The 26,224-nt window shown below is 40.0% G+C and carries 14 protein-coding genes; all 14 read left to right on the top strand.

Annotated elements, in window-relative coordinates; translation table 11 throughout:
- The first annotated feature begins 222 nt into the window (after positions 1-222).
- A complete protein-coding gene (locus IEY67_RS00465) occupies positions 223-1,209 on the top strand; it encodes a FecR family protein (protein WP_122355198.1) in 987 nt (328 codons plus the stop codon).
- A gap of 151 nt (positions 1,210-1,360) precedes the next feature.
- Positions 1,361-4,849, top strand: a complete 3,489-nt coding sequence (locus tag IEY67_RS00460; RefSeq protein ID WP_183670485.1) for a TonB-dependent receptor — start codon at positions 1,361-1,363, stop codon at positions 4,847-4,849.
- Between the two features lie 23 nt (positions 4,850-4,872).
- Positions 4,873-6,366 (top strand): RagB/SusD family nutrient uptake outer membrane protein, encoded by a 1,494-nt coding sequence (locus IEY67_RS00455; protein WP_183670486.1) that lies wholly within the window; start codon positions 4,873-4,875, stop codon positions 6,364-6,366.
- Between the two features lie 193 nt (positions 6,367-6,559).
- Positions 6,560-7,105 (top strand): RNA polymerase sigma-70 factor, encoded by a 546-nt coding sequence (locus IEY67_RS00450; protein ID WP_122355192.1) that lies wholly within the window; start codon positions 6,560-6,562, stop codon positions 7,103-7,105.
- A gap of 120 nt (positions 7,106-7,225) precedes the next feature.
- Complete coding sequence (locus tag IEY67_RS00445) at positions 7,226-8,206, top strand: FecR family protein (RefSeq protein ID WP_183670487.1); 981 nt, start codon at positions 7,226-7,228, stop codon at positions 8,204-8,206.
- Positions 8,207-8,364: 158 nt separating this feature from the next.
- The gene (locus IEY67_RS00440; protein ID WP_229800912.1) at positions 8,365-11,766 is read left to right on the top strand and encodes a TonB-dependent receptor; all 3,402 of its coding nucleotides are present in this window, start codon (positions 8,365-8,367) and stop codon (positions 11,764-11,766) included.
- An 11-nt stretch (positions 11,767-11,777) separates the two neighbouring features.
- Positions 11,778-13,589, top strand: a complete 1,812-nt coding sequence (locus IEY67_RS00435; RefSeq protein ID WP_122375214.1) for a RagB/SusD family nutrient uptake outer membrane protein — start codon at positions 11,778-11,780, stop codon at positions 13,587-13,589.
- Positions 13,590-13,607: 18 nt separating this feature from the next.
- The gene (locus IEY67_RS00430) at positions 13,608-14,381 is read left to right on the top strand and encodes a DUF3823 domain-containing protein (protein WP_122375213.1); all 774 of its coding nucleotides are present in this window, start codon (positions 13,608-13,610) and stop codon (positions 14,379-14,381) included.
- Positions 14,382-14,508: 127 nt separating this feature from the next.
- On the top strand, positions 14,509-16,668 hold the full coding sequence (locus IEY67_RS00425; RefSeq protein WP_183670488.1) for a GH92 family glycosyl hydrolase: 2,160 nt from the start codon (positions 14,509-14,511) through the stop codon (positions 16,666-16,668).
- 162 nt (positions 16,669-16,830) lie between these two features.
- Positions 16,831-17,982 (top strand): beta-1,2-mannosidase, encoded by a 1,152-nt coding sequence (locus IEY67_RS00420; RefSeq protein ID WP_122375211.1) that lies wholly within the window; start codon positions 16,831-16,833, stop codon positions 17,980-17,982.
- A gap of 5 nt (positions 17,983-17,987) precedes the next feature.
- Positions 17,988-19,373, top strand: coding sequence for an SGNH/GDSL hydrolase family protein (locus IEY67_RS00415; protein ID WP_122375245.1), 1,386 nt, complete (start codon positions 17,988-17,990; stop codon positions 19,371-19,373).
- 28 nt (positions 19,374-19,401) lie between these two features.
- Entirely contained in the window at positions 19,402-21,900 is a 2,499-nt protein-coding gene (locus IEY67_RS00410; protein WP_183670490.1) for a glycoside hydrolase family 38 C-terminal domain-containing protein, read from the top strand.
- Between the two features lie 17 nt (positions 21,901-21,917).
- On the top strand, positions 21,918-24,233 hold the full coding sequence (locus IEY67_RS00405; RefSeq protein WP_183670492.1) for a GH92 family glycosyl hydrolase: 2,316 nt from the start codon (positions 21,918-21,920) through the stop codon (positions 24,231-24,233).
- A gap of 24 nt (positions 24,234-24,257) precedes the next feature.
- A complete protein-coding gene (locus tag IEY67_RS00400) occupies positions 24,258-26,198 on the top strand; it encodes a sialate O-acetylesterase (RefSeq protein WP_183670494.1) in 1,941 nt (646 codons plus the stop codon).
- The last annotated feature ends 26 nt before the right edge of the window (positions 26,199-26,224 follow it).

Genomic DNA, 26,224 nt, shown 5'->3' with positions numbered 1-26,224 from the left:
CTCTGGTTTTGATTTATTTGATCTGAGTTATATTTTGTAATAATGGGTAGGTTTTTTGTATAAAGTCTACCCCTTATTTTTTTCATTCTTCTTACTTTGATTTATAATGGATCATGATTTTAGTACAAAAAAATATGATTTTGTTGTGAGTACTTTTTATCTGTCATTCGTTATATATTCATAGGAGTTGAATTTGTCAGAAAAAATCACTAATAGGAATACATGGAAAATAAATATATAAAATTAATCATTGATTATTTGGAAGGACACTCTAATAAAGATGAAATAAATGAATTTTATGAGTGGGTCAATAAAAGCGATTCGAATAAAGAATTTTTTTTCGATATTAAAATGTTGTATGATGCAAATAAATCTCCTAAAAATCTAGACAATATTGATGAAAGTTGGGAGCGTTTATTTAAGAAAAAAACAGGAAAGAAACCATATTATTTTAATTTTTGGTATAAATGGGCTAGCTATGCGGCAATAGTATTATTTGCTGTCATGTTTAGTACTGTTTTCTTTTTAACTATTCTGAAAGATGGAGAGGGAAAAGGATTAAATACACGTTATATCGGTGGTGACGGTTTGGAAGCAGATATTGTCGAACTTCCGGATGGAACTCGTGTCAGTCTCGGTTCAACAACTACTTTCCATTATGCGAAGGATTTTGGTGAAAAAAAACGAATTGTTTACTTGGAAGGAGAAGCCTTTTTTGATGTTGCCAAACAAAAAAATAAACCTTTTATTGTAAAAACCCGGGAACAGGATATAGAAGCTTTGGGTACAAAGTTTAATGTAATGGCTTATTCTATGGATTCATTAGTAATAACAACATTATTGGAAGGTTCTGTCCGGTTGACTTCTGCTCATTTGTCAGAAAAAATAACATTACATCCTAATGAACAGTTTACTTATAACCGTAATACGAAAGTAAGTTCTTTGCAAAAGGTTGATGCCCGGCAGTTTGTATCCTGGACTTCGGGATATTACTACTTCCCCGGACAAAGTCTGGAAGTCATCCTTGACAGGCTGAGCCATGTTTATGGAGTAAAGTTCACTGTATTGTCGGAAGATCTCTACAAAAAGACATTTACCGGGACTTTTTATCGCGGACAAAGTATAAAGGATATCATGGAAATTGTCAATCTATCTATTCCGATCAAATATGTAATAGATGATCGTCATGTAACTATTTTGGAAATATAACTAATTGTTAATCTTTAAATTGTGATAAATATGAGTGAGTAAAAAACGAAAAAAGAAGGGAAAATCTTGCAGGATCCTCCCTTCCGGAAATGTAATCCAATTAAACTTCCATGGGCTGGAATTAGTGTTTAATCTTCAAACAATCAAAAGTATGAATAATCAACGTATAGTTGTTTCCGTAAATCTGAAAAGAACTATAAAAATTATGAAATTAACCATGTTAATGCTGATCGTCTGTTTATCACAGGTGGTAGCTGCTACTTATGCACAAACAGCGAAACTGAATGTTTCCGCTGAAAATGAAACATTGGAAAATGTATTGAAACAAATAGAAAAACAATCTGAATTTCTGTTTTTCTATAATCTGGAAGAGATCAATAAAAATGAAAAGATCTCTATTGTCAAGCAAAATGCTAATATTCAGGATGTACTGGATGCTATTGTTGCTAAAACCGGTCTGAAATATGTGATTAAAGACCGTCATGTCGTTTTAACGACCAAATCCTCATCTCCAGTTGGTGCTGTAACACAACAGGGGCGTAAGGTTACAGGTATGGTAAGCGATGCCTTTGGTCCTATAACAGGGGCAAATATTATCCAAAAAGGTACGACGAATGGTACGACTACCGATATGAATGGCTATTATTCCATAGAGGTGCCGGATAATGCTGTCTTGCAGATTTCGTTTATCGGTTATATACCGCAGGATATAGCTGTAAGAGGACGGGGGACGATTGATGCATTGTTGAAAGAAGATACGCAGGCATTGGAGGAAGTAGTGGTAGTTGGCTATGGTACAATGAAAAAGAAAGACCTGACAGGTGCTGTCGCTTCTGTTAAAATGGACGATACGCCGGTTGGAACTGTTTCTACCATTAGTCATGCTTTGGCTGGTAAAGCGGCTGGTTTGCAGGTTAGTGCGGTCAGTGCGCAACCAGGTGGCGGATCCACTTTCCGTATCCGTGGGGCCGCTTCTGTTAATGCCAGTAATGATCCCTTGATTATTATAGACGGTTTTCCAATAAGTACGCCGAATGAAGACAAAATTAGTACTGGTAAATATTCGAGTGGGACAACGGATAATATCCTGGCTTCTATTAATCCGAACGATATCGAATCTATCGAGGTTTTAAAAGATGCAAGTTCCACAGCTATTTACGGTTCACGTGCCGGCAACGGTGTGATCATAATAACAACGAAAAAGGGGAAAACCGGTGCTCCTACGGTAACGTATTCTGGAACAGCCAGTGTTCAAACCCTTGCTAAGTCTTATGATATGTTGAATTCAAAAGATTTTATGACTGAGTCTAACCGTTATCAATACGAGCAATGGATGAAAGATAATAGTATTGGTATTTATGGAGGGAAAAGTGTGTCCGATGCATCGTCTGTTTATGTTCCCCGTTATACGGATTCCCAGATTGCTAATCCGGCCAATAATACAAACTGGTTTGATGAAATCACCTGTACAGGTTTTCAGACTCAACATAATGTCTCGATTAACGGTGGTACCGATATGACGAAGTATCTGGTTTCCGGCAACTTCTTCAAACAAAATGGTGTGGTGAAGAATAATGATATGGAACGTTTTACTGGTCGTATGAATTTGGAACAGGTTGTCAGCAAATATGTAAAAGTAGGTGTAAACCTGACTTTGTCAAGAAACCAGACCAATAATGTGCCTTTAGGTGCCGGACAGTATGAAAATGCCAGTATTATGGTTGCTGCCGCTCAGTACAATCCGGTTTTAGCAGTTAGGGATGAGAATGGTGAATATATCCTGAATGACGAAGCATCCTTTTTGCCTAATCCTGTTTCTTTGTTGGAAATAACTGATAAAACAACGAAAGAGAGATTATTGGCTACCTCTTTTGTAGAGGTGAAACCGATCAAGGAATTAACTTTAAAGGCTAATTTAGGGATCGATCGTAATTACCAGAAACGCAAAGTATATCTGCCTAAAACAACGCTTTACGGAGCTAAGACCGACGGACAGGCTAATATCGCGCAATATGATAAATCCGATTATCTGTTGGAACTGACAGCCAATTATGCAAAACAGTTTGGTGAACATAACCTGAATGCCTTGGCCGGATATTCTTTCCAACGTTTTACGGATGAGTCTTTATCGGCGGGTAACAGCCAGTTCCTGATTGATGGATTCTTATATAATAACCTGGGAGCAGGCGCTTACCCGAAACCAAGTGTGGGTTCTTCTGCTTCGAAAGATGAAATGGCATCATTCTTTGGACGTGTGAATTACTCTTTCAGAGATCGTTATTTATTAACAGCAACATTACGTGCCGATGGAGCTTCCAACTTTGCTAAAAATAACCGTTGGGGATATTTCCCGTCTGTGGCGGTCGGTTGGAGATTTACGGAAGAAGAATTTATGCGTCCATTGACGAATGTATTGTCTAACGGTAAGTTGCGTCTGAGCTTCGGGCAGACCGGTAACTCGAATATCGGTAACAAGGCGATCTCTTATTATAAAACCGGTAACAATAATGAGTTTGGGGATACGGAATCTGTAGGTGTTTACCTGGACCAGATGGGTAACCCTGATTTGAAATGGGAAACAACGACCGAATGGAACCTTGGCTTGGATTTGGGATTTTTTAATAACCGATTAAACGTAACCGCCGAATATTATCATAAAGTGATCTCAGACTTGCTGAGTGAACGCACTCTGTTATCTTACAATGAGGTCAGTAAAATAGCCGCTAATATCGGTGAAACGCAGAGCCAGGGTTTTGAATTGACTATTAATACTAAAAATATTGATACAAAAGACTTCAGTTGGAGTTCGGATCTTACATTCTCTTTATATCGCGATAAATGGAAAACCCGCGATGCGTCATGGAAACCGGCTGCCTATTCACAGTACAATGCTCCGCTTCGTTATTTTCATGGGTATATGTCTGACGGGTTGATTCAGGAAGGCGAAACTGTAGAGTGGATGAAAGGTGCTGTTCCCGGACAAGTAAAGATCAAAGACCTCGATGGTTATGTGTATAACGAGGACGGAACAATGAAAGTGGATAAACACGGTATTCCTGTAAAGAGTGGTAAACCGGACGGCAAGATCGACGAAGCCGATATGGTTATCTATGGTAGCAAAGACCCTGGCTATTTATTGGGGTTCAATAATTCGTTCCGTTACAAAAACTTTGACCTGAATGTTTATTTCTACGGACAGTTTGCCTTATGGAATATAGGTTCTTACAATGATTTGTGGCTGACAGGTGCCGATGGTATGACTGGTATCGTAAATATGTACCGTGGATATAATATGCCGGTTTCAGCAAAGGATGTTTGGGCTCATGATAATGCGACAGCAACCCGTCCGGGATATTTCCAGGATAAGAGTCCTATTTCTGAAGCAGGCACAAGCACGGGTAAGATCGGTGACTATTATCTGGAAAAGAGTTGGTTTATCCGTTGCCGTAACATCACTTTAGGATATACGATTCCGATGAAGCAGTCGAAGAAAATTTTATCTAATATACGTGTGTATGCAGATATCAACAATCCGTTCACGATCACTCCGTATAAAGGGCTTGACCTGGAAACAGACAACTCCGTATGGGCTTATCCGAACGTTAGAAGTTTCAGTCTGGGATTGGATATAACATTTTAATTAAAGTCTAAATCGAGTATAATATGAAAAAGTTATTATATATAATATCGGTATTGTTAGCTACCACTGCTTTCCTACCTTCTTGTACAAATCTGGAATCAGAAATGTATGATGTGATTAATCCGAATATCTTTCCGGTGAATGAAGCCGATGCGAATGCGTTGGTAACGGCCGCGGCTTATGCTCCGTTTCGTTCTAACTGGTACAGTGGTCTTTATTCTGCCGGATCCGGAGGCATACATGTGACGGCTGAACTGACTACCGATATCGGTTATTGTCAGTGGAATGACTCTTATTATCCTGATTTGTTGGAAGTGAATTTCACCCCTTCTTCTCAATGTCCGACGTCGCCGTACAAAGACTATATTGGTTATATAGGTAAAATGACGTTGACACTGGACCGTATTTCCGGTATCGATATGAAGGAAGAAACTAAAAAGCGGTTGGAGGCCGAAATTCTTTGCGGACGGGGATGGTTAGCTTATCTTCTGTATGATTTTTATGGACCGATCCAGATCCCGACTTTGGAACAATTGAGTAATCCGTTGGGTGAAGAGATTATTCCGCGTGTTTCCCGTGAAGAAATGGTTGCTTTTATTGAAAATGACCTGAATGCTGCGATTGCCGTATTACCGGCCAGCTATAAATCTTCGGACAGTAATTACGGACGCTTTACAAAGGGCTTGGCTTATACGGTACTCATGAAATTGTATATGCAGGAAAAAAACTGGACAAAGGCTGTTGAATGCGGACGTGAACTGATGAAACCGGAATACGGATATGAGTTGGTGAGGAATTACAAAGATATCTTTACATTGGAAAATGAAGGGAATGCGGAAACGATTTGGGCTGCCATTTGTAGTAGTAGTGTGAATAAGCAACTTTGGGTGGCGCATGTTCTTTCCAGCCAGTATCCGACAAAGAACGAGAGCATCCAGAAATGGGGTGGTTACCGTGTGCTGTGGGATTTCTATGAGACGTTCGATAAGAATGACAAGCGTTTAGAAGTGCTGGTTGGTGAATTTGTAGGAACGGACGGGAAACTTTACAATAAAGAAAATCCCGGGACGGTTTTGCAAACAGGTGCCATGCCGATTAAGTACGGAGAGGATCCGGCAGCTACGGGTGAAGAAAGCCAGATCGACTGGATCATTTATCGTTATGCTGATGTCATTACTTTATTATCTGAAGCAATTGTCCGTAATGGCAATGCCGTAACGCAGGAAGCTGTCGATTTATTGAATATGGTGCGTTCACGTGCTGGTATTTCTACATATAACTTTTCTGATATTAAAGGCGTCGACGATTTTCTGGATAAGGTTTTACTGGAGCGCGGTCATGAGCTTTGGTTTGAAGGTGCCCGCCGTACAGACTTGGTTCGTTACGGGAGATATATTGAATATGCCCGCAGATACAAAGGTTCTGTTACTGCACAGGACTATATGAACCTGATGCCTTTACCGCAGTCTGTAATAAACGAAAGTAGAGGGACAGTTATTCAGAATCCGGGCTATTAACAAGAAGGTTTTAGTAACTGAATAATTTATAGGGGGCTGTCTGACAAGTCGGAGACAGTCCCTTTTTTTATCAATAATCTTGTCGTTGTTTTTTTTATGTAAAAAGAGCGCTTACCCTATCGTATTAAAAAAATCATTAGTTAAAAAAGAACTCTTTCATGTGTCGTTTCGAGATTTTTAATATGTTTGCAATATGGATGTAAGAGATCAAACGACAGATTGCTATCAGCGCATATACCTTGAATATGCTCCAATGCTGCTTCGTTTTGCCGGAAAATTTGTGTCTGATTTCTTTGCAGAAGATATAGTCCATGATGTTTTCCTTAAATTGTGGGACAAGCAGGTTTTCCTTCTTCCTGATGATGATCTGAAAAGAATTCTTTATACTTCCGTTCGCAATGCCTGTATTGATCATTTGCGCCATGCAAATATAGAACAGGAAATACTTGATCACCGTTCTGTGCAGCTTAAATTAGATGAGTTGGACTATTTCGAGTCGTCCGACGAACTTTTTATGCGTAAAGATCTCCTGGCTTTTTTAATGAAGAAGGTCGAAGAGTTACCGGAACGCAGCCAGGAAATTTTTCGTCTTTCTTATATGAAGGGAATGAAAGCAGCTGAAATTGCCGATCAGTTGGGTTTGTCTGTTCGTACCGTTGAAAATCAGTTGTACCGTTCATTACTTTATTTACGTAAACATTGCTCTCATTTATTCTTTTATCTTTTTACCCTGATTTAAAGCGCTTTATTATTTTATTTTAAAAAAAGATTGTTTTCTTGTGAGTATTTTTTTTCCGCCATGCGTTATAAGTTCATAAAGGACTAAGTCACCGAAAGGTAACAAATCAAAAAAGATGTCATGGAAAACGAACATACAGAGTTGATTATAGGCTATTTGATGGGGAATCTTCCACCTGAAGAAATGACTCATTTTTATGGTTGGGTGAATGAGAGTGCTTCTAATAAGGAGTTGTTTTTTGAAATTAAGGCAATGTATGATGCCGGAATATCATTGGGAAAACCAATAGATACGGCTTCCAGCTGGCAACGTTTGCTTAATAGAAAGAAAAATTCACAGATACGCAGGTTCAAACTTTGGTACCAAATAAGTACTTATGCTGCTGTCGCTTTGCTGGCTGTAGCGATCAGTTCTGTTTATTTTTTATTCTTCCACGAGAGTGATAAAGGGTTATACTCTAGATATATAGGAGGGAATGGGCTGGAAGCGGATGTTGTAGAATTACCGGATGGTACACATGTTAGTCTTGGCTCAAAAACAACCTTTTATTATGACAAGGATTTTGGGAAAGATAAACGTGTCGTGTATCTGGAAGGAGAAGCCTATTTTGACGTTGCCAAACAAAAGAATAAACCTTTTATTGTAAAGACAAAAGAACAGGATATTGAAGCGCTTGGAACAAAGTTCAATGTGATGGCTTATCCGTTAGATTCGATGGTGATAACAACTTTATTAGAAGGATCGGTGCGTTTGACAACAGCGAATATTGCTCAGCAGACGATACTAAAACCAAATCAACAGTCTGTATATAACCGGAATTCCAAATTTGCTTATTTGCAGAAAGTAGATGCTTTGCAATTCACTTCATGGACCGCTGGTTATTATTATTTCCCGGAACAAAGTCTGGAAACCATACTTGAAAGAATGAGTCATGTGTATGGTATACAGTTCTCCATCAATTCGGAGAAATTAAAGAAAAAGACTTTCACCGGAACTTTTTATCGTGGGCAAAGTATCAAAGATATCATGGAGATTATTCGTTTATCCATGCCAATCCGCTACAGGATAAACAGTCAATATGTGATTATATCGGAAATATAACGGCCGTTCTAATTATAAAATCAGAAAAGCATATGGATACAAGTTAACCTGAAAAACAAGAAGGTAAAATCTTGCCGGATTTTATTATTCTGAAATGAGTGAATCAATTAAACTCCCATTGCCGTGGGATAGTGTTTAATCTTAAAACAATCAAATGTATGAATGATCAACGTATAGTTGTTTCTTTAAATCTGAAAAGGACTATAAATATTATGAAACTGACCGTGCTAATGCTCGCAGTATGCTTGTCACAAGTAGTTGCAGCGACTTATGCTCAAACGGCAAGGCTAAACGTCTCTGCTAAAAATGAAACACTGGAAAGTGTATTGAAACAGATAGAAAAGCAGTCGGAGTTTCTGTTTTTCTATAATCTCGAAGAAGTCAACAAAAACGAAAAGATTTCTATTAACAAGAAGAATGCCGATATTCAGGATGTATTGGATGCAATTGCAACTAAAACAGGTCTGAAATATGCGATTAAAGACCGGCATATTGTGCTTACTTCTAATGATACCCATGCAGTTAACACTGTGCAACAGGATCGTAAAATTAAAGGTAAAATTGTTGATATGAACAATGAGCCTGTTATCGGTGCAAATGTTGTTATAAAAGGAACAACCAACGGTACCGTTACCGATATAGAGGGTTACTTTGAAATCGATGCTCCTCTCAATGCAGAGATGTTAATAAGTTATATCGGTTATTTGCCTCAGGCTGTCAAAATTGGAAAAAACACTTCATATACAATTCAATTGAAGGAGGATACACAAGCCCTCGACGAAGTGGTAGTTGTAGGTTACGGAACGCAAAAGAAAGCAACATTGACAGGAGCTGTGGCTTCCATTAAAGGAGAAGAAATTGTTAAAGTAAGCCAACCTTCGATTCGCGCCAGTATGTTAGGTAAGGTTCCGGGTATCCGTTTCCAACAGACTAACGGTGAGCCGGGTAACGATGGAGGTACATTCGACATTCGTGGTTTCGGGGATGCTCTGACCATTGTAGACGGTGTGGAAAGACCTTTCTCGCAAATAGATCCAAACGAAATAGAATCTATCAATATATTGAAAGATGCCTCTGCATCCGTTTATGGTTTTAAAGGTGCAAATGGTGTCATCATTATTGAAACAAAGAAAGGTAATATCAGTAAACCCAAAATCAACTATAGCTATACAATAGGTTTGCAGAATCCGGTTAAAAACCTGGAGATGATGGATGCTTATCAATATGCATATTATCGTAATGAAGCATTGATGAATGCCGGCCAAGCGCCAAAATACACAGCGGAAGAGCTTGAAAAATATCGTACAGGTTCCGATCCTGTGAACTATCCGACTACGGATTGGTATAAAGAAGCCGTTAGAAAAGTGTCTCCAAAACAGCAGCATAACTTAAATATCAATGGTGGTTCTGAAAAAATCAGATACTTTTTCTCTCTTGGTTACCTGAATCAGGAAGGTATACTGAAATCTTCACAGGAATTCGACCGTTATAACTTCAGATCAAATATTGTAGCGGATATTACTCCGAAACTTAAAGCAGAAGTAGGTTTGGGTGGCCGTTTGGAAGATTACAAATATCCTTATTATCTGGGTGACGAAGGTGTCAAGGTCTTTTCTGCAATTAAGTCAAATGCTCCGAACGTCCCGGTTTATGCCAACAACAATCCGGCATATTACTATAATTCCGACAACAACGAATTGAATCCGATAGCCATGCTCGACCGTGAAGCAACCGGTTATAAGGATAAACGTTATCTCGAATTCAATGGTCAAATGTCTCTAAGCTATGAAATTATGAAAGGTTTTATAGCAAGAGCTTTCCTGGCTTACGACTACACAAGTGAAATGAAGAAAGAATTGAAGAAAGATTTCAAATCTTATACCTACGATCAGACACTGGATGTATACAATCCGATTACCAAAGTGGCACAAGGCGAATTGTATCAGAGAACACAGCCTTACTATAAAACTACTCAGCAGTATTCGTTAAGCTATAAGAATACTTTCGGAAAGAAACATAACGTAGAAGGTTTGTTGCTTTTTGAGTGGAAAGAAGTTAAAACAAACTGGTTTGACGCACGCCGTTATTTCAGCATGACTTCTGCTATACCTGAACTGGATAAGGGAGATAAGGATAATATGCAGAATTCAGGAAACTCATCCGTTGATAAATATGGAGGTTATGTAGGTCGTTTCAACTATGATTTTGCCGGTAAGTATATGGCTGAATTCAGTTTCCGTTATGATGGTTCTTTCAAGAACTCTCCTAACCACCGCTGGGGGTTCTTCCCTGCTGTATCCGCCGGTTGGAGACTATCTGAAGAACCGTTCATTAAAGATGCAGTTCCGGCTATGGACAATTTCAAAATCCGTGGCTCATGGGGTAAGATCGGAAACAACAATTCGTTGAATGCAAACAACTTTGTTAGCGGTTGGTTATATCCGTCAGGTAATTACATTTTCGGGGGTAACAACGGAGCATCTATTACTCAGGGACTTTCAGAAGCTAATCTGGCAAATATGAATATCTTCTGGTATAAAGTACAAACAACCAATATTGGTTTCGACGGCTCTTTCTGGAATGGAAAATTGAGTTTTGAATTTGACTATTTCTACCGTAAAACAACAGGGTTATATGCAACTCGTGAAACTTCATTACCGACAACAGCCGGTATTCCTCTTCCGCAGGAAAACCTGAACAGCAGCGATAACCGTGGTTTCGAATTAACCCTGGGGACAGCACAACGCATTGGTAATGTAGATTTCCGTATTAAAGGTAATGTTGCTTATTCCAGAGCAAAAGATTTATATAAAGAACAAGCTGCGCCGTTAAACCAATATAAGAACTGGCGTGATAATGGAAGTTACCGGTATACTAACAAAACATGGGGGTATGAAGCTATCGGTCAGTTCCAGTCTTATGAAGAAATCTATAAATCTCCTATTCAGGATGGTAAGGCGAATTCTTCTTTACGTCCGGGTGATATCAAATACCAGGATTTAAACGGTGATGGCATCATCGACGATAATGACCAGAAGGTTATCGGTAAGGGGGCATTTCCTGACCTGAACTTTGGGTTGAATCTGACATTTGCATGGAATAACTTCGATCTCGACATTCTGTTTCAGGGAGCTTCCAATTATACCCAGATGCTGAATGCTTGTAAAAATCCGTTCAGAGGTCCAGGTGAAGGGAACGGTTTTGAAATTTGGACGGACAGATGGCATAAAGCAGACTATGATGACCCATATAGCGAGTGGGTACCGGGTAAATTTCCTTCTTTGCGTATCGATAATAATGATAACAATTCAAGAAGTTCTACATACTGGACGACCAATGCTTATTATGTCCGTATGAAGAGTATCGAATTGGGATATTCTATTCCTAAATCATTACTGAGCAAGGTCGGGGTGGATAACCTGCGTGTATACTTCAATGCTTATAACCCGTTGACGATTACTAACGTGAAATATACGGACCCGGAAGCTGTGGAAGGATGGATGAGTTTTTATTATCCGCAATTAAAAGTTTATTCATTCGGTATTAATATTGGTTTTTAAAAAGAAGATATATGAAAAGATTAGTATATAGTTTTATTTTCGCATCCCTTGTCGGCATGTCTTCATGTAACGATTTCGATGTTCCTGTTACTGACAGGTTAACAGAAGAAGATGTATGGAAAGATGAAACGTTGGTTACAGGTGCACTTGCCAATTTATATGATAAATTACAGGTGGAACAAAATTCTGCTTATTTTGAAGGTTGGGATGTTTGGAATGTGAGTTTAACAACTGCTTCCGATGAAGGAACCGGAGCTTTTCAGGCGGGTGATCTTGGAACAGGCGATGTGGTAAGAGCTACATTTAACGACGAATGGTTTGGGCTTTGGGCAGATACTTATAAAAGTATCCGTGGTTGTAATGTTTTTCTTGAAAAGCTGGAAGCATCTGCTATGGAGGAAAAACTGAAGAATGCCTACAATGCAGAAGCACGTTTCTTGCGTGCATTCCATTATTTCAACCTGGTAAAACGATACGGTGGTGTACCTATCGTAACAGATGTACAAAGTTATACAGGCCCGGAAGATTTGCCAGCTTTGCAAGTACCGAGAGATAAAGAGCAGGCAGTTTGGGATTTCATTATCAACGAAGTCGATGAAATTACTTCCGAACTTCCGGTTTCAAGAGACGCAAACAGCCGTACTCGTATTACCCGTTACGGAGCTTTTGCCTTACAGTCCAGAGCAGCTTTATATGCAGCCTCCATCGCCAAGTATGGAGAAGTTCAATTAAATGGTATCGTTGGAGTCAACAACGGAGACGCCGATAAATACTGGAAAAAAGCCATCACCGCATCAGATAGTGTTATTAATTCCAATCAATATAGTTTATATAATAAGTATTCCGATAAAGTTGAAAATTATCAAAAAATGTTCCTTGAAAAGAGAGGATGTTCAGAGTTCATTTTCTATAGAGAATTTCAGGCTGTAGATAAAGGACATTCCTGGGACTTACTGAATGTCCCGTTTAGTTTTGTTCAGAATGGATATGGCTGCGGACAAAATCCTACTTTAGATTTAATTGAAGCATATGAATATAAAGATGGAACTTCCGGTAAACTGAAGTTGAAAGATAACTCTGGCAACTTCATTAAGTATGATTCACCGCTGGATCTGTTCAAGGATAAAGACCCGCGCCTGAGAGCTACATTTTATCTCCCGTTTGATAACTGTCGTGGTGGTATCGTTGAAATCAGAAGAGGTATTTATGACCCGTCTATTGCAGGAAATGACAAATTCGTTACTTCCGGCAATAAAGATGAATACTACAAAAACAGCCAGGTGAAAATCTTGGGTAAAGACGGTGTTTGGGATACGGGAGACGTTGGTAAGACCGGTTTCTATACAAAAAAGTTTTCGGATGAATCGATTACAAACATTGTTGGGAATTATTCTGAAGCACCCTGGCCTATCTTCCGTTTGGCAGAAATGTATCTGAACAAGGCTGAAGCCGCTATGGAATTAGGGAAAAGCGGCGAAGCTGAAGCTGCATTGAATGAAGTCAGAAGACGTGCCGACATACGTGAACTGAGTGGTGAGGTAACTCTGGAACGTATCCGCAACGAACGCCGTGTCGAACTGGCTTACGAAAATCATCGCCATTGGGATTTGAAAAGATGGAGAACTGCCCATATCGTATTGGCTGACTTTCCGACAAATGCTTTATACCCCTGGTTTGTATGGGGCGAAAATAAATACATCTTTACTACCGGTAAAGCTCCAAAACCCAATAAAGTGTTCCAGACAAGGAATTACTATGTAAAAATCAAGGACGATGACATGAGTAGTAATCCAATGTTAGGTCCTAATAATCCTGGTTTTTAATTAAAAAATATTCTAAATATGAAAAAAATTATATATAGCATATTATCCATTTTGCTTGGCTCCCTTTCCTTGGTTTCTTGTCAGGATGACAACTATGATGAACCCAATTCTGGAATCAAAGGTCGTTTTATTGATGCAGAGACATCGGAACTTGTCCCTATGCCGGTACAGGGAGACAATGGCGTAAGGTTGCGACTGTATGAAAAAGACCGTTTCTATTCTACAGACCGGGATCATTCGGAACTTCCGGTTTCTTTCTATGCAAAAATAGATGGAACCTATGAAAATAGCTGGGCGTTCAGTACGGATTATCTATTGACTTTTGAACAAACTAATTTCTATCCGGTCGATACAATAGATGTGTCTCTTCGAGGTGGAAGCATTACAGAAAAAGATATCTTAGTCACTCCTTATGCCCGTATTAGTGATGTAAGAGCTACTTTCGAGAACAAACAACTGAACGTGGCTTATAAGATTTCAAGAAGTAAAGCTGATTACAAGATTGAAAATACATTTCTAGCCTGGCATATCAGTCCGTATATAGATAAGGTTACCGGTAATTTTATGGATATGAATACTCTCGATCGTAAAGGAACGGATGATAATCAGTTATTAAACACAGAACTGACCCAATCTATTGACCTTACCAATAATGCGAACTTCAACAAAGAAGATAACAAAGCCATTATCTTGGGTCACGGAAGCCAGATCTTTGTCCGTATTGGTGTAACTACAAACGGCAAAGTGAACTACAGTACAGTTGTTCCCGTTAAAGTTACTATAGAAAAATAAACAGAAAGGTTTATAGGTTTTAGTTTATTCACTTACAAGAATATACACTCTCTGTGTATCCTATGGAAACATCGGATACCGGGGAGGTATATTTCTAAGTAAAACGATTTTCTATTATAAAAATAACATGAGAAAACAGTTATATACATTTTTCCTGTCTGTTGCAATACAGGTTTTATCTCTTTGGCCGGCTGTTTTACAGGCGCAGGATTATAGCGGGAAAGTAAATACTTTAATCGGAACTCAGGGGAATGGCTGGTCTTCGGGATATTTGTATCCGGGAGCTACTTATCCATTCGGGATGGTACAATTTACGCCTACTTATTTCTCAAAGCAACTGGGATTTGTTATCAACCAGTTGAGTGGGGCGGGTTGCGACCATATGGGTAATTTTCCGACTCTACCGTTATCCGGTGAACTGAGGACATCTCCGGACAGTATTATAAATCTGCGGGCATCTCTCACCAAAGAAAAAGGTACGGCAGGATATTATGCAACCTGTGTCAACGACAGTATACAGGCTGAATTAACGGTTACGGAAAGAACCGGAATGGCTAAATATTCTTTTTCAGCAAATGAAAATAGAGGAACGATTATTATAGGTGGTGGTGTAGCTGCAACGCCGATTCAGGTTGCTGCCATTTCAATAACTTCTCCTACTTCCTGCGAAGGTTATGCTGACGGGGGCGCTTTTTGCGGATTTCCTACTCCCTATAAAGTCTATTTCGTTGCAGAATTCGATGCTTCTTCCGTATCGTTAGGTGTATGGAAAAATGAACGCTTACTTCCCGGGGAGAAATTTGCGGAAGGTAAAAACTCCGGGGTTTATTTCACTTTCGACCTTAATAAGAAGAAAGAGGTTTTATATAAGATCGGAGTATCTTATGTTTCGGTCGAAAATGCAAGAGAAAATCTGAAAACAGAAAATCCGGCGTGGAACTTCTCCTCTGTAAAACAATCGGCAGCCAATAAATGGAATCAGTATTTGGGAAAAATTGAAGTAAAGGGAAATAATGAAGACCGTGTCTCACAATTCTATACGCATTTATACCATTCATTTATCCATCCCAACGTTTGTAGTGATGTGAACGGTGAATATATGGGTTCAGATAATAAAGTTTATAAATCCGAACGTAAATATTATACCTCTTTCAGTAATTGGGATACTTACCGCACACAAACTCAATTGATCGCCATGCTGGCTCCCAATGTTACTTCCGATATTGTCATGTCGCATCAGTTATTTGCCATTCGTTCAGGAGGTGGATTTCCCCGTTGGGTTCTGGCAAATATTGAGACTGGTATTATGCAAGGAGATCCTACACCTATTCTGATTGCGAATGCTTATGCTTTCGGTGCCAGAAATTACGATACACGCAGTATACTGAAAACGATGCGTTATGGAGCAGAAGTGCCGGGAGCCAATTCACAGGGTGTATTGACCCGTCCCGGTCTCGAACAGTATCTTGAAAAAGGGTATTATGATGCTTCTGCCATGCTGGAATATACCTCTTCCGATTTTGCGATTGGAAGATATGCGCTCCAGGCTTGCAACGATGAACCTGTCTGCAATTATTATACCAACCGTGCCATGAAATGGAAGAATTTGTATGATAAAGAAACTAATTGGCTCCGTTCCCGCAACGAAGATGGTTCCTGGAAGAAACAGGGTGACGATTGGCGTGAATCTACTTACAAAAATTATTTCTGGATGGTTCCTTACGATCTGAAAGGATTGCTTCAAATAATCGGAGGCAAACAAGAAGGAGAAAAACGTTTGGACGAATTATTTCACCGCCTGGATGCCAGTTATGGAGATGAATGGTTTGCTTCGGGTAATGAACCCAGTTTCCAGATTCCCTGGATTTATAATTGGGTGGGGGCACCTTATAAAGCACAGCATATCATCCGTAAAGTATTGGATGAACAGTACAATAGCCGTCCGGATGGACTTCCCGGAAATGATGATTTGGGTTCGATGGGGGCTTGGTATGTATTTGCCAATATCGGTCTTTTCCCTGAAATACCCGGAGTTGGAGGTTTTTCCATTAACAGTCCCTTTTTTCCTGAAATTATATTGCATTTGGCAGATGGGGATTTAGTGATAAAAGGTGGGGACGAAAGGAAAGAATATATACAGGCTTTGAAAGTAAACGGGAAAAGATCTGATTCGACTTGGATTGACTGGAATGACATTAAAAATGGCGGAATACTCGAATATTCGCTGTCCCCGAAACCGAATAAGGCATGGGGAACTTCAGTAACTCCACCTTCTTTTGGAAATTAAGCAGTCTATCCTGTCATAAGAAAGAAAAAATGATACAATTACACGAAGAAGGTCAAGAGTAGAGGCTTAATAACAGATATATATTATAATATTGTAAGTCTAAAAACAGTTGTGTGATAAATTGTATCTGTTATCTACTAATTAAATAAAAAAAAGATATCCATGAATAAAGGTATTATGATTATCTCTGTCGGCTTACTGCTGGCAATAGCATTCACTTCATGCGAAATGAAAAAGAAAAGTACAGAAACTGTCGCAGTAGACACTACAGACTGGTGTCTGGATGGTTTCGAACGCCCAGCCGGTAAGAATCCGATTATCTCTCCGCAGGGAAGTACAAAGTTTTACTGTCCGATGCGGGAAGACTCTGTTGCCTGGGAAGAAAGCGACACATTCAATCCGGCCGCAACTATTTACAAGAATGAAATTGTCGTTCTTTACCGTGCAGAGGATAATTCGGCACAGGGGATTGGTTCCAGAACATCTCGTTTAGGATATGCAACCTCTGTTGATGGGCTTAATTTTACAAGGAAAACTACCCCTGCATTCTACCCTGCGAAAGATTCGCAAGAAGCGAATGAGTGTCCTGGAGGAACGGAAGATCCACGTGTAGCAATGACTGAAGATGGTACATATGTATTACTATATACACAATGGAACCGAAAAGTACCCCGTCTTGCTGTTGCTACATCCAAAGATTTAGTAAACTGGACAAAACACGGGCCGGCATTTGGCAAAGCATATGAAGGTCGATTTTATGACGAACCGTCTAAATCTGCCTCTATCGTAACCACACTAAAGGGGAATAAACAAGTTATTACAAAGATCAATGGCAGATATTTCATGTATTGGGGAGAACAGAATGTATATGCTGCAACCTCCGATAATCTGACGGACTGGGAACCGCTTGTAGATAAAGATGGTAATTTGTTGAAGCTATTCTCTCCCCGTCCAGGTAAATTTGATAGCCATTTAACGGAATGTGGTCCTCCCGCCATCCTTACCAAGAAAGGCATTCTGTTATTATACAACGGGAAAAACAGAGCCGGAACCGAAGGGGACACCGCTTATCCAGCCAACTCTTATTGTGCAGGTCAGGTTTTGTTCGATCAGAAAGATCCGACAAAAGTAATAGCCCGCCTGGATAAACCATTCCTGCAACCTACGGATGATTTTGAAAAAAGTGGCCAGTACCCAGCAGGAACTGTTTTTATCGAAGGGCTGGTATATTATAAAAACAAATGGTATCTATATTACGGCTGTGCAGACTCATTTGTAGCTGTTGCAGTTTCCGACAAACAATTAGAATTTTAATGAAAATGAAACAATTAATAGTATTAATAGCTTCAGCTTTATTGGCTGTGCAATTTTTGTCTGCCCAAAAAGCTCCGGAACCGTTTAAAGCTGGCGACCGGGTGGTCTTCGTTGGAAATAGTATTACCGAAGGAGGACATTACCATTCTTATATCTGGTTATATTATATGACCCGTTTTCCGGATCAGCGTATGCAAATGTATAGTGCAGGTATCGGAGGGGACGCATCCTGGGATATGCTCAAGCGTCTGGAAGAAGATGCGTATGCAAAAAAGCCGACTGTTCTGACTTTGACGTTTGGGATGAATGACAGCGGTTATTATGAATACTTCCGGGATGATGCAGCTCAGTTTGTTGAAAAGCAACTACAAAGAGTGGATACCACGTTTCAGGCTATGCAGAAAATAATGAAAGGACATCCGGAAACGGAAGTGGTTTTGATAGGAGGTTCTCCTTACGATGAAACCTGGAAAAATGCGGATAATAAACCGTTCCCGAACAAAAATGAAACAATTCGGAAAATTATAGGCATGCAGATTGATGCTGCGAAGAAAAACAACTGGGCCTTCGTTGATTTCCATAACCCCATTTTACAAATCAACGCAGAACAACAAGCGAAGAATCCTGAGTTCACTTTAATGCAGGGAGACCGTATCCACCCGGATAACGATGGGAATATGCTGATGGCTTATTTCTTTCTTAAATCACAGGGACTTGCCGGAAAGTCAGTCGCTGAAATTTGTGTAAATGCTACAAACAAAAGAGTAGAAACGCAAAACAATTGTTACATTAGTAATGTGGAAAACCAAAACGGTAACCTCTCTTTTAGCTACCTGGCAAAAGCTTTGCCTTATCCTTTAGATACAGTACCACGTGGTTGGGGTAAAAAAAGGAGTCAGTCGATGGCTTCTCAATATGTGCCTCTTATACAGGATATTAATCAGGAAGTGTTGCGGGTTAAAGGTTTGAAAGGCAATTATACCCTGAAAATTGACGGAGAAGAAATGGCAACTTTTCCCGCGGGAGACCTGGCTAAAGGTATCAATATGGCGGAGTTGACCCAGACGCCCCAATATCAACAAGCAGTAAAAATCATGCATCTGAACGAAGAACGTTGGGAAATAGAAAAACGTTTTCGAGAATATGCCTGGACTGAATTTGCTATTTTGAAAGATAAAGGACTTCTGTTTGCCGATAATCATGTAGCGATGGATTCTATTCGAGCCAATCTGAATGCCAACATTTTCTTGCAGGGACATATTGATAATTTCACCAAAGCGATGCATCCTGAAATACGCGAAGCATGGAATAAAGAAATGGAGGTACTTGTAAACATGATTTATTCGATCGCTCAACCCAAAATCAGAAGAATTGAATTAATACAGATGTAAAAGTGAAAACAGACCAACAGTTAGTACCATGAGAAAGCAAATCGTATCATCACTTATTACCCTGATAGGGTTAGGAGGATTACATGCCCAGTCTGTCTATTTTGCCGACGGATATCACGGAGGTGTGTTCGGACATTACCCTAAATGGCAAACTGCATTCATGATGGATAAACTGAAAGAATATCCGGGCTGGCGGATTAATCTGGAATTGGAACCGGAAACATTTGACTCTGTTAAAGTTTGGGTACCGGATACATATAGAGAGTTTCAACAATTCCTGGCGAAAGAAGACGGACGGCTTATTGAATTCACTAACCCCACCTATTCACAACCTTATTGTTACAATATCTCGGGGGAAAGCCTGATACGGCAGTTTTCTTATGGTATGAACCTGTTGAGGGTTCATTTTCCTACACTTTCATTCCACACATATGCCGTGGAAGAGCCCTGCTTCACCAGTGCGTTGCCACAAATACTCCGTTTGTTTGGTTTCCGGTATGCTGTATTGAAGAACCCGGATACTTGCTATGGAGGATATATGATAGCTTACGGAGATGACTTAGTGAACTGGATCGGTCCGGACAATACTCAAATGCTGACCATTCCCCGTTATAGTGTGGAAAAACTGGAAGATAACTCCACTTGGCAGACAACCGCATGGAACAATTCCTCCAAATACCTGAATGCCTGTAAAGAAGGTGGTATAGCATATCCGATAGGTATGTGTTATCAGGATGCCGGATGGAAAAACGGACCTTGGCTCGGAGCCCCTGAAAAATCTTCCGGAACTTATACTCTATGGACTGATTATTTAAACAAGGTAACAGACAGACTTCCTGCTAAGGACTGGAGAGTCAGCCAGGAGGATGTGCTGGTTTCTTTGATGTGGGGAAGCCAGGTGCTCCAAAAGCTGTCGCAGGAAATACGAGTTACCGAACAAAAACTGATACAGACCGAAAAAATAGCTACTCTACAGAGGTTTTACGATCGGAAAGCCTGGGATAATAAAGCGCTCGACAGGGCATGGCGTAACTTATTGATGTCACAACATCACGATTGCTGGATTGTACCTTACAATAACATGGGAAGTACTGGAAAAACCTGGGCGGAGAACGTACGTTTATATACAACTGAAAGTAATAACATATGTGATCAGCTGATTGCTCCCCAACAAAGAGATGACTCAACGATACAAATATATAATACGGCTGGAATAAATCGTAAGGAGTTAGTCCATTGTAAATTAAATACTCCCTGGACTTCCATTCCATTTGTTGTGAAAAATATTTCTGGTAAAACGGTTCCTTATCAGAAAATATCAAAAAATGAAATCGTATTTATGGCGGATGTCCCCGCAATGGGATATACTTCTTTTTCCCTGAAAGAAGGTAAGGTTTCAAAGAGTAAAGAGATACAAACCAAAAGGTTAGCAAATAACCACTTACTTGTAGAGAATGATTTGTATCGGATAGAAATTGACCCGGAAAAAGGTGGTACAATCACATCTCTCTACAGTAAAAAAGAAAAGAAAGAATGGATAGACAATCAGGCAGGTTATGCTTTCAACGAGCTGCGTGGTAACTTTTATGAAGAAGGAGGCTTTTTATCTTCCTCCTCAACTCCGGCCAATGTATCTGTAGAAGTGGATGGGGCTCTGATAACGACTGTTTCCATCAAAGGGAAAATAGGACGACATCCGTTTACACAATATTTGACATTAAAGAAAGGAGACCCCCGGATTGATTGTCGTTTGATAATTAGTTGGCAAGGTAATACCAGGATTGGAGAACGGAAAGAAACCAGCAAAATGCAGGAATCTCGTAAGACTTATTATGATGATCGTTATAAATTACATCTGCTTTTCCCCGTTCTTCCGGGTCATAAGCAGGTTTACAAAAATGCACCCTTCGATGTCTGCGAAAGTAAATTGAAAAATACTTTTTTCAATCGTTGGGACAGTATAAAGAATAATGTCATCCTGAATTGGGTGGATTTGTACGACAAACAGAATGATCAGGCTTTCTGTCTATTTACAGACCATACAACCAGCTATTTGCATGGAGAAGACTATCCGTTGGGACTGACTGTCCAGTATTCTGGTGGAGGACTGTGGGGGCGGGATTATGCCATAAAGGAACAGACGGAAATCAATTACAGCTTTCTACCTCATAGAGGTATGTGGAATGAAGCCCATATATCTTTTGAAAATGCCAGAAGGGGAGAACCATTGGTTGCCTTGTATGCGACTTCGGATAAACCATCTGCTTCTTTATTAAGTATACCGGATAAGGATTTACTTTTGAGTACTGCTTATTACGACGGGGATAATTTGATTGTCCGTCTTTATAATGAGGGGACAAGCGGAATGAAATCCTTTATACTACCGTTTATTCCGGCTTCTGTTGAAGAAATAAATCTGGAAAATGAAAAGATAAAAGATTATTCTTACCGGAAAGATAAGAACCGGCAGATTTTGTCTTTTGATATTCCTCAATTCGGGATTAAGACATTCAGAATTAAACAATAATAAAAATAGACCTTCAGATGTATAAACTATTAGGTATTCTAGTCAGTACCGCATTGGTCGGTTGTAACTCTGTAGCCAACCAGGCGGAAATATCTTTGCATCTATCGGATTATGTCAACCCGTTTGTCGGGGCTAGTACGAATGTAGATGCGGCGGGAGCTTATCATGGGCTAGGAAAAACTTTTCCGGGGGCAACGACTCCTTATGGTATGGTTCAGGTAAGTCCCAACACGATTACCGGAGGAGATAACGGTTCAGGATATAGTTATGAACATAAGAGCATCGAAGGCTTTGCCTTCACCCAAATGAGTGGGGTTGGCTGGTTCGGGGATCTGGGAAACTTTCTGGTAATGCCTACTACCGGACCATTGAAAACTAATTCCGGTAAACCGGATAATCCGGATGCAGGTTACCGTTCCCGTTATGATAAAAAATCAGAACAGGCAAAAGCGGGATATTATTCGGTTCTTCTAAGCGATTATAATATTCGTACGGAAGCAACAGCCGCTCCACATAGCGGAATGCTTCGTTTTACTTTCCCTGCTGGTAAGCAGTCGCGTATCCAGATCGACCTGGCGCACCGTGTAGGCGGAACCTCTACCTGGCAGGAAGTGGAGGTGTTGGATAAACATACAATTGCCGGAAAAATGATATGTACGCCGGATGGCGGAGGCTGGGGTAATGGAGAAGGGAAAGCAAATTATACCGTATACTTTTATGCTCAGTTCTCCAAACCGTTAAAAAACTATGGAGTATGGAGTGCCGATATACCCGATGATCAACCCCGCAAAAGGGAAAACATAGAAAGTGATGCATATCAGCAATTGATTGCTGATGCAAAAATTATACCGGGCGTAAAAGAATTTAAAGGGAAACATCTGGGTTTTTACTCCGAGTTTGAAACGCAAAAGGATGAACAGATATTGTTGAAGGCAGGGATTTCTTTTACCAGCCCTGAAGGCGCTGAAAAGAATCTGAAAGCTGAAATACAGGATTGGGATTTTAGTCAGGTATATGATAATAGTCGTATTTTATGGGATAAGGCATTAGATAAAATTTCAGTAGAAGGTAAAAACGAAGAGCAAAAGACAATTTTCTATACTTCACTTTACCATACAATGATTGATCCCCGTATTTTTTCCGACGTAAATGGAGAATATCCGGGAGCAGATGGAAAAGTTTATATTTCCGATTCATTTACCAAACGGACTATATTCAGTGGATGGGATGTTTTCCGTAGCCAGATGCCTTTACAGACGATTATCAATCCACAATTAATTGATGATTTATTAAATTCATTAATTGTGTTAGCAGAACAAAGTGGAAAGGAATATTACGAACGTTGGGAATTATTGAATGCTTATAGCGGGTGTATGTTGGGTAATCCGGCCATTTCAGTATTGGCAGATGCTTATGCGAAAGGTATCCGGAAATATGATATAGAAAAGGCCTACCAATATGCCGTTAACTCTTCTGAAAAATTTGGGAACGGGGAACTGGGATATACACCAGACCCAATAGGAATATCCAAAACATTGGAATACGGATATACAGAATGGTGTCTGTCGGAATTGGCGCGTCAGCTCCGGAAAAAGGAGGACCAGGAGAAGTATCGTAAACGTTCGCAGGCATACCGCAACATCTATGATCCTGAAAAGAAAAGCTTTCGCCCCCGGCAAGAAGACGGCTCTTTTGTTGCATGGCCGAAAGAAGGATGTTTACAGGAATGGTATGGCTGCATGGAATGTAACGAATTACAACAAGGTTGGTTTGTTCCACATGATATCGAGGGTTTGGTTACCTTAAAAGGAGGAAGAGGCGTTGTGATTACAGATCTCGATAATATGTTTGAAAAAACACCTCCCGATTTTTTGTGGAACAGTTATTATAACCATGCAAATGAACCGGTACATCATGTTCCCCTCCTGTACAATCGTCTGGGAGAGCCCTGGAAAACTCAGAAATGGAGTCGTTTTATCTGCGAAAAAGCCTATAAAAATGCTGTCGAAGGATTAGTTGGAAATGAAGATGTTGGCCAAATGTCTGCCTGGTATGTATTGACTGCTTGCGGCATTCATCCAGTCTGCCCTGGAGAAACTCGTTTTGAAATTACAACGCCATTATTTGATCATATTGTCATACAGGTTGGGAAAGGTAAAACGTTTACAATTCAGGTGCGGAATAATTCACCTGAAAACGTGTACATCCAATCCGCACGGTTAAATGGCAAAACATATACAAAGTGCCACATCGACTATCAGGAAATAATAGCAGGAGGAGCTTTAGAAATAGAAGTAGGAGCTGCTCCTAATCAAGAATGGGGAATAAATTAGCAACAAATAACATAAACGATAAATATGAGAAAGATTATCAAACCATCATTATTAGCTGTAGGCTTATTGTTCAGCAGCTTTATGCAGGCTACTGTCAGCCTGCCGCATTTCTTCTCCGATAATATGGTACTTCAACGGGATATGCCTATTCATATCTGGGGAAAAGCGGATAAAAAAGAAACCGTTACTGTTTCATTCAACGGAACGAGTATAACGGCAAAAGCAGATCAGCATGGTCGCTGGCAGGTAGAACTACCCTCTATGAGATATGGAGGTCCTTTTAGTATGACGGTGAAAGGCCATGATAATACTATTGCATTAGATAATATTCTGATTGGAGATGTCTGGTTGTGTAGCGGGCAATCCAATATGGAATTTAATCTGAGTGGAGCACATAATGCGGAAGAGGCTATTCGACAGTCGGAAAATAAGCAAATCCGTTTACTTACAGTTCCTAAAACGATACAAACGAATGAGTGCGACGATATACAAGAAACTTCATGGGAAGAATGTAACCCATTGACAAGCCCTACATTCTCTGCTGTCGCTTATTTCTTCGGACAAGCTTTAGAGAAAGAGTTGGATGTCCCTGTCGGGTTAATCCATTCTTCCTGGGGAGGTACCGATATTGAAACCTGGACAAGTTGGGAGGCCGCTATGGAGAACCCTGTATACGCCTCTTATAAAGGTAAAACGTTGGAAAAAGCATTAGGTTATTCTATGCAAGATATCGAACGCTTCAAAAAGGCTCTGGAAAAAGATAAAGGATTGATCGAAAAATGGTATGCTCCTACTATGAAAACGACCGATTGGAAAAAGGTTCATATCCCATCTATCTGGTCCGGTGATTTGAAAAATGAAGATGGGGTAGTCTGGTTCAGAACAGAGATTGACTTGCCGGATGAAACTGCCGGCTTGGAAGGCCACATCCAGTTGGGGGGTATTGATGACGGAGATATTACCTATGTGAATGGTGTTGAGGTCGGAAGAACTGATTTCTGGTTTGCAAACAGAAACTACCACATTAAAGACGGTATATTGAAAAGTGGAAAAAACATAATTACCTTGCGTATGACAGATACAGGTACTATCGGTGGCATGTCTGCAAAAGATGAGGAGGTTTTTCTGGAAGTCGCTGGACGTAAATATCCTTTAGCGGGAGAATGGAGTTACAAACCATCTGTTCTTAGTTCATCCTATGGTTTTTCAAACACAGGTTCCGGACCTAACAGCTTTTCGTCTTTGCTTTACAATGGCATGATACGTCCCTTGGTCGGTTACAACATTAAAGGGGTAATTTGGTATCAAGGTGAAAATAACGCTGCTCATGCCTGGCAATATCGTTCATTGTTTCCGCTAATGATTAATGACTGGCGTAAACAATGGGGGTACGAGTTCCCTTTTATCTGGGTTCAGTTAGCTAACTTTATGGCTATAGAGGCACAACCTCAGGAAAGTGAATGGGCTGAGTTACGTGAAGCACAAAATATGACTTTACGCTTGCACAAAACCGGACAAGCTGTAATTACCGATATAGGGGAGGCTTTTGACATTCATCCAAGAAACAAACAGGATGTAGGTAAGCGGTTGGCTCAGAATGCCTTGAAAATTGCTTATGGGCAAGATGTTTTGGGAGCCGGTCCTGTATTTGAGTCAATGAAAAAGGAAGGAAATAAAATCATACTTTCTTTCTCCAATGTCGGTAAAGGATTATCGACCAGTGATAAAAATAGATATAGCTATATCAACGGTTTTACTATTGCCGGATCAGACCGGAAATTTGTATGGGCACAGGCCTATATACATGATGGGAAAGTTATTGTCTTCAACGATGAAATCAAAGAACCGGTCGCAGTCCGTTATGGATGGTCTAATAATCCGGCAGACAATAACCTGGTAAATAGTGACGGACTGCTCGCTTCTCCGTTTCGTACGGATTCATGGAAAGGTCTCACTGAAAAATAAACAGGTCATGTAATAATTAATAAAAT

This window comes from Parabacteroides faecis (assembly GCF_014647375.1).
GTDB classification, from domain to species: Bacteria; Bacteroidota; Bacteroidia; order Bacteroidales; family Tannerellaceae; genus Parabacteroides; species Parabacteroides faecis.
Note: the sequence above shows the minus strand (reverse complement) of the source record. Positions and strands in the feature narration are given on the sequence as shown.

Excerpts from the sequence above, each read along its gene's own strand:
- IEY67_RS00450 (WP_122355192.1), top strand. The coding sequence starts at position 6,560 with ATGGATGTAAGAGATCAAACGACAGATTGCTATCAGCGCATATACCTT.
- IEY67_RS00410 (WP_183670490.1), top strand. The coding sequence starts at position 19,402 with ATGAGAAAGCAAATCGTATCATCACTTATTACCCTGATAGGGTTAGGA.
- IEY67_RS00440 (WP_229800912.1), top strand. The coding sequence starts at position 8,365 with ATGAATGATCAACGTATAGTTGTTTCTTTAAATCTGAAAAGGACTATA.
- IEY67_RS00445 (WP_183670487.1), top strand. The coding sequence starts at position 7,226 with ATGGAAAACGAACATACAGAGTTGATTATAGGCTATTTGATGGGGAAT.
- IEY67_RS00425 (WP_183670488.1), top strand. The coding sequence starts at position 14,509 with ATGAGAAAACAGTTATATACATTTTTCCTGTCTGTTGCAATACAGGTT.
- IEY67_RS00460 (WP_183670485.1), top strand. The coding sequence starts at position 1,361 with ATGAATAATCAACGTATAGTTGTTTCCGTAAATCTGAAAAGAACTATA.
- IEY67_RS00415 (WP_122375245.1), top strand. The coding sequence starts at position 17,988 with ATGAAACAATTAATAGTATTAATAGCTTCAGCTTTATTGGCTGTGCAA.
- IEY67_RS00455 (WP_183670486.1), top strand. The coding sequence starts at position 4,873 with ATGAAAAAGTTATTATATATAATATCGGTATTGTTAGCTACCACTGCT.
- IEY67_RS00405 (WP_183670492.1), top strand. The coding sequence starts at position 21,918 with ATGTATAAACTATTAGGTATTCTAGTCAGTACCGCATTGGTCGGTTGT.
- IEY67_RS00400 (WP_183670494.1), top strand. The coding sequence starts at position 24,258 with ATGAGAAAGATTATCAAACCATCATTATTAGCTGTAGGCTTATTGTTC.
- IEY67_RS00420 (WP_122375211.1), top strand. The coding sequence starts at position 16,831 with ATGAATAAAGGTATTATGATTATCTCTGTCGGCTTACTGCTGGCAATA.
- IEY67_RS00430 (WP_122375213.1), top strand. The coding sequence starts at position 13,608 with ATGAAAAAAATTATATATAGCATATTATCCATTTTGCTTGGCTCCCTT.
- IEY67_RS00465 (WP_122355198.1), top strand. The coding sequence starts at position 223 with ATGGAAAATAAATATATAAAATTAATCATTGATTATTTGGAAGGACAC.
- IEY67_RS00435 (WP_122375214.1), top strand. The coding sequence starts at position 11,778 with ATGAAAAGATTAGTATATAGTTTTATTTTCGCATCCCTTGTCGGCATG.